Source organism: Fictibacillus sp. 7GRE50, assembly GCF_015903875.1.
GTDB lineage: Bacteria > Bacillota > Bacilli > Bacillales > Fictibacillaceae > Fictibacillus > Fictibacillus phosphorivorans.
Window position 1 is genome coordinate 61,303 of the sequence record NZ_JACZDW010000007.1, and the last position, 6,278, is coordinate 67,580.

General features: G+C 43.7%; 6 protein-coding genes. All 6 read left to right on the forward strand.

What is annotated here, in order from left to right; genetic code table 11:
• The first annotated feature begins 5 nt into the window (after positions 1-5).
• The gene (locus IHV12_RS20275; protein WP_066240255.1) at positions 6-236 is read left to right on the forward strand and encodes a TcpD family membrane protein; all 231 of its coding nucleotides are present in this window, start codon (positions 6-8) and stop codon (positions 234-236) included.
• The gene (locus IHV12_RS20280) at positions 233-622 is read left to right on the forward strand and encodes a TcpE family conjugal transfer membrane protein (RefSeq protein ID WP_154319560.1); all 390 of its coding nucleotides are present in this window, start codon (positions 233-235) and stop codon (positions 620-622) included. The genes IHV12_RS20275 and IHV12_RS20280 overlap by 4 nt, the downstream gene beginning before the upstream one ends.
• A 12-nt stretch (positions 623-634) precedes the next feature.
• A complete protein-coding gene (locus IHV12_RS20285) occupies positions 635-3,085 on the forward strand; it encodes an ATP-binding protein (protein ID WP_197192091.1) in 2,451 nt (816 codons plus the stop codon).
• The gene (locus IHV12_RS20290) at positions 3,082-3,516 is read left to right on the forward strand and encodes a hypothetical protein (protein WP_197192092.1); all 435 of its coding nucleotides are present in this window, start codon (positions 3,082-3,084) and stop codon (positions 3,514-3,516) included. Before IHV12_RS20285 ends, IHV12_RS20290 begins: the two co-directional genes overlap by 4 nt.
• Before the next feature lie 11 nt (positions 3,517-3,527).
• A complete protein-coding gene (locus IHV12_RS20295; protein ID WP_197223106.1) occupies positions 3,528-5,540 on the forward strand; it encodes a CD3337/EF1877 family mobilome membrane protein in 2,013 nt (670 codons plus the stop codon).
• A gap of 93 nt (positions 5,541-5,633) precedes the next feature.
• Positions 5,634-6,278, forward strand: a 645-nt coding sequence (locus IHV12_RS20300; RefSeq protein ID WP_197192094.1) for a lysozyme family protein, incomplete at its 3' end; no start/stop codon positions are given.

Below are 6,278 nucleotides of genomic sequence, written 5' to 3' on the forward strand. Positions count from 1 at the left end.
GGAAAATGCCAGATATTACAGGGTTAACTGATTATGTTTCAGGTCAGGTGGCGGCCGTTTTGTTCATCATTATGATTGTCATGATTGTCCGAGCGTTTATATCTCAACGATGGGGCCAGTTTTTCTCCAGTTTTGTTTTTGCGGTTGTCTGCTATGTAATCGTAGCCAATCCGGGGGAATTTGAAAGCATGGCCAATGCAATATGGGATCAAGTTAAAAGTGGTGGTTTAAATTGAGGACAGATGCCTACAGTTATCGGAAGTTTTTTAAATATCCCTTAAAAATCTGGAAGCTTGGAAAGGGCGAGAAATCCCTCGTCTTTTCCAAGGGAATTGAGATTCGGCAAATCATCATGGCCGTCCTGATCTTCGGTTTTCTCTTTCTCTTTAGAGGCAGCATTAATCACATTTTGCCGACCACGCTGCAGCTTGCGTTTTACGCGGTGTTACCTTGGTTGATTGCGGGGGCCATTTGCAAAAGCCGATTGGATGGAAAGCGATTGGATCGTTTTTTCATCGGTTATTTCCGTTATCTATTCACTAAACGATTTTCCTACAGCAGCCAAAAGAGTGTGTACCAGCCACAAATGAAGAAAGCGCAGTCTTACGAGCGATTCCAATAAGGTGGTGATTGTATGATACAGTTTCCGATTCAATCTTTTAAAGACAACGTGATCTATACACATGATATGGAAGCCTGGTCCTATTATCGTTTGCATGAAAACACCGTAGGCGTTAATGAACAAGAAGCAGAAAATCATCTTGTGAACCGTCTGCAACGGCTGGCCTGGCAGTTCTCGGGGTTTGAAGAAATCGATTATAAAATCGTACCGATCCCTGTTGATATCGATAAACGGATGGATAGCCTGCAAGCTCAATATGAAGGGCAGTACGCGGATACCGGCATGTATTACGCAGAACGAGCTAAAGAGATTTTAAGAGAAGAAGCGAAACATGTGGTCGAGTATAAGTTTTTTGTTGGTGTGAAGTTAAAGCGACAGGAGCTTGATGAGAATCTCATGCATTCATTTTCCTCCTCTTTTAAAAGCATGAACCGGTACCTTCAAAAACTTGCCGGTTTTGGCGGACAGAGTATTGATGATTTAACCGTTCGGTTATTTGAGGAATCCGAGGAGGATGCTTTCACAACGCTCAATCATTATTTAGGAGCCAATCGAGTGAAGGAAAAAGAGCTTCGCTACATCATTCGTCATCAGTTTGTCAGAGGTCAAGCGCAGCCTGACGGTGATGGCAGTGTGTACAGCCTTACAGAAGGTATCCTAGATCCCGGAAAAGCCGGCTATGTGCGTATTCAGCAACTAGAAGATGAATCTTGGTGCGCGTTTCTTCCGGTTTCCGAATTCCCCATTCAGTTAGGCTATAAAGAATGGGCGTATTTCTTTCAGTCCTATCCTTTTCCGGTTGAAGTCAACATGCGGACGATCTACAAGAACAAAAAGGAGGATGAAGGCCGTACCAATACAATCAAAAAGCGATTTCGTGATCAGGATGCCCAACTCATTGAAGCGAATGAGGATGATGATAGCTTAATTAATACAGGCCGTGAACTTCTGCACGATTTAGAAAATCAAATCAAGAATCAAGGTAAACCACTCCTCAGAACTCACATTAATTTCGTGGTCTACGGACCAACAAAAGAAGAAGTTCGAAAACGAGCCAGAAGGCTTAAAATCGATTTTAAGGATCAGCAGATCGAACTTGTCCAACCGTTAGCCGACCAACTCCTATTGTTTCATCAATCCCTGCCAGGAGCTAAAATCGTTGCGGACGATTGGGAGCAAATCCTTACTCCTGAATCTTTCGGAGAATCTCTTTTCTCCCTTACGCGGAAGATTGGCAATACCGTCGGCTTTTATCTCGGGAAGAATATCTCTCACGCGGGCGAAAGTGTGGAAAACTCTCAATCTCTTGTTTTCTTTCATCCGTTTCTCGCTCATTTGGGTTTAAAAGGTTCGAAGTATTCTTCTCCTCACGTCACGATTTCAGGACCAACGGGAATGGGGAAATCGTATTTGTTAAAAGATATCTTGTTGAATGGCGTCTTTTTCGGTGCCAAGGTGCTTATGACGGATCCTAAGGATGAAGTAGAAAAGAAATTTAAACAAGCGATCACACCTGAAATGGAGCGAACAGCGCCTTTCTTCCGGGATTTAATTGAAAGCTTTAACTATATCACTCTATCAAGTGAAAAGAAGGATGCTGGAAAGCTAGACCCTCTTACATTTCTGGAAGGAGAAGAGGCGCAAGATGCAGCGGTTGGTGTTCTTGAATACCTATCCGAGCTTCAATCCAATGAACGGAATGTAAAAACGGCGATTTATAAAGGGGTCCGTCACGTGCTGCAGCAAGAGAAGAAGCCAGGACTCTTAAATGTCGTTCGTCATTTACAAGAATCAGAAGATCAGGACGTCCGAAACGTCGGAGATCTTCTTTATGAAATCGGGACAAACGGCATCGCCAAGCTCATGTTTTCGGATGGGAATGTAGAAGGCATTAGTTTGCATGAGCAAGTAAATATCTTGCAGATTCAAAACTTGAACCTTCCAGATGAAGGCGAAAAAGCTTCGACGCGTGATGAACACATAGCTGTTGCGTTAATGCAGCCGTTGGCGAAGTTCGCCACCCGATTTGCCCGTGATGATTCCGTGGTTAAGATGACGATCTTTGAAGAAGCCTGGATGCTCATGAACACAGGGGCAGGTGATCGGCTGATCAATGAGCTATTGCGAACTGGCCGGTCCTTGCGGTCCGCGGTTTATATCATTACGCAGTCCACGTACGAGTACAACAAGCCTCAAATCAAAGAGAACATCGGTACAAAATTTGCGTTTAAAGCGAAAACTACTGAAGAAGCAGCGAACATCATTGAATTTCTCGGCCTTGAGGATAACAAAGCCAACAGAGATATGCTGAAAAATCTGACCGAGGGTCAGTGTATCGTGGAAGACATGTACGGACGCACAGCCAAGATTCAAACCGATGTCCTGTTTGATGAATGGATTAGCGCCTTCAATACGAAAGAAAATGACCGAGGCAGAGCGGAAACCGAGGAGGCATTCATTTGAAGAAAACACTAGTTATCTCCCTTATAGCGTTGGTTGCACTTTTAACCGGGTGCAATCAGGGTGCTTCTTCTGAAGACATTGCAAAGGTTGCTTATGAATGGGAAAAAGCAAAATTTAATAACGAATATGATAAGCAGCAAGAGCTTGTGTTTAAGAAAGGCTCTTATGAAGTTGATAAAGGAGCTAAGAAGATTAATTCCGGCTTGAAATATAAAGATATTCGTTTTGAAGTTTACTACGACAAAGAGTCTGAATACTATTATGTTTTTACAGATTTCAAAAATCCAAATGGTGATAATGCCGTTAAAGATAACATTCTGCTCCGTCAAAAATCTGATGTGTGGAAGGTAGATACAAGTAAGAGCTTGGATATTAACCGGGAGGATATCAAAGACAAGTTTGACCGACAAGCTTGTATTCACTGCGAATAAGGAGGGATTGGATGAACTTCCTAAAACGGGGGATCGGTTTAGGCATAGCGCTACTATTTCTTCTCATGCCAGCGGCTACACTGGCCGAAGATTCTTCCCCGACTGTTCAGAAAAAAGAGGAGACCGTTGGTCGTGTGACTCTGGAAAGCAAAGAATATCCTCTCGATCATTACAAGATGGAAGCGAACATCGGGGACGGATTTAAAGATGCTGCGGATAATGCCTTGCATGCCATTAATCAAGGGATGTGGGGATTCAATAAAACCCTTGCCAGCTTTACTCTTTATTCGACCAATCAACTCATGTCATTTGATTTAATCAGCAGCATTGCAAGCGAAGCCGGAATTATGAGTGAACGGATTTATGAGATTATGTCCGGTACGTTCCTCTCGTTGTTTGTCATCTTTGTGGGTGGAGCTGCTGCGTGGCGATATTTTGTTAATCAGCAGGTTGGCCATGCGGTCAAAGCCATCCTTGGAGCATTGGCCATCACGGTCCTGACCTTTTGGTTTTATTCCGATGCGACAGGGAATATCAAATGGCTCAATGATCGAGGGGCTGAACTTGAAGGCATCGCCAGCTCGGCAAATGTTCTTATCAGTTCGGATGAGTTTGACAGTAATGCGGCTTATAACCCTAAGGAGGGCATCGCCTTGCTTGAAAATCAACTGTTTAACCTTATGGTTAAGCGGCCGTATTTGCTTTTAAACTATGGTTCCACGAAAGAAGCTGACATCATCAAGGAAAATCCCAATCGAGTAGATAATTTATTGGCCATTAAACCCTACTCTGATGAAGGGAAAGAACAAAGAAAAAACATTGTTAATGCTGAAGTTTCAGAACTAGACAACAAGCAAATGTCTCCTGAATTCAGTGGAGAGCGGTTTGGCTATCTTATTATCACGATCATTTCCACGATTGCTTTGGCCATTCCGGTTTTGTTATTAGGTGTTTTTAAGTTTTTGCTTCAAGTCTGGTTTTTAGCTTTAGTCATTTTCACGGCCATTCCACTCATTCTTTCTCTCATCCCAGCTTACAGTGAAAGTGCATTGAATCATGGAAAAAAGATTGTGGGTGTTCTGCTTATGAAGGCAGGGCTCGTTCTCTTAATTGCTGTAATCACGGGACTAGTCACTCTCCTTTATGAATCGGTTAAAGTCACGAACGGTGTAGAAGGATATGCGTTTGTCGTCTTTCTGATTTGCATTACCATTTGGGGCTTGTTCAAATATCGTACGGAAATCTTTGAAGTCGCTTCAGCTGGTATGGTTCAAGGTCAGCAAGCGGTGGAAAGAACAACCACCAATACCCTGAATCGATTGGGGGACGCTGGCGAAAGAGGAATGAAGGGAGCTAAACGGATGGTAGGTAAAGCCTATCAAAATCACAAACAAAAAAAGCGTATGGACGATTTTCAATCTGGTTTAGAGGGAGCTGGCCGGAAAGTTTCCACCAATACGGCTGGAGCTAGTGGTGAACGGTCAGAGCACCGTAAAGCAGTCGGAGAGAACAAATTAGGAGGCGAAAAAAATTCAGAACAACAGACTAAAAAAGGGATGAAAAGCGACTTAGCGGCTACAGGAACGGAAACCCCTCGATCAGCTTCACGAAATGCAGGAGCTGCGATTGTGAATTTAAATGATTACAAAAAGCAAAAAAGTGAGGGACCCAACAAAAGTGAGGAGAAAGTGCAGGCTGCTCGAACACCTTCCTCCCAAAGATCTGTTTCAGAGGCTCGTAATCCTGGCTCAACGAAATCAGAGGGGGGAACAAGTGGGGAACCTAAACCAACCCAGCAACAAAAAAACGGAAGTACGACTCAACAGCCTTCCCCTCACCGTAATCTCGCAGGACGAATGGAAAGTCAAAAAGAGGTGGCGGCATCAAGAGACCCAGACAAACACATCACTCGATGGGAAGCAGAGCAGCAAATCAAAAAAAGGAATGCAAATACTTCTGGTGAGACGGTCAAACGATCAGAAAGCAGGAAGTCCAAGAATGAGCAAACGAACCGACAAAAATGATGTCGGAGAGAAGCCTTCTGGCGCAGTTAACTTTTGTTTTGTGGTTAACTCCTTGTCTTGTTGCGTCAGAATGGCTTTCAGAAAGGAGAGCCTATGCAAGGCGTTTTGAAGAAAGGTGCAAAAGTTGTTAAAACCGTGGCCATTCTGAAAAACCCTCTTACGTGGGTGATTGCAGGGATATTTCTCCTCCTCCTATCCATTTTCGGCATTGCTTTATTCATCTCGATTAGTCTGGGCGGAGAGAATCAATTTGACTCCGGGCTTTCAGGAGAAGGAGCAGGAGGAACAGCAGAGGTATCGGCTGAAGTCCTTCGATATGAACCCCTCATTCGGAAATATGCAGAGGAAAATGGGATTGGAGAATATGTCGGGCTGATTATGGCTCTGATCCAACAAGAAAGTGGTGGCCGACATTTAGATGTGATGCAGAGTTCTGAATCAATCGGATTACCACCTGGTGCTATTACCGATCCTGAATACTCCATTCAGATTGGGGTGAAGTATTTTGCGGATGTGATGAAACAAGCCAAAGGAGATATTAATCTATCTTTGCAGTCTTATAATTTTGGGAATGGATTTATTGGCTATGCTTTGGAGCGCGGTGGGTATTCCAAGGAAATCGCTATTGATTTTAGTGAGATGATGGCTGCGAAAAATGGATGGTCCCGGTATGGAGACGTTCACTATGTTGAACATGTCCTTCGCTATTATGAGGGCGGAAATGGCGGGAATGTGGTG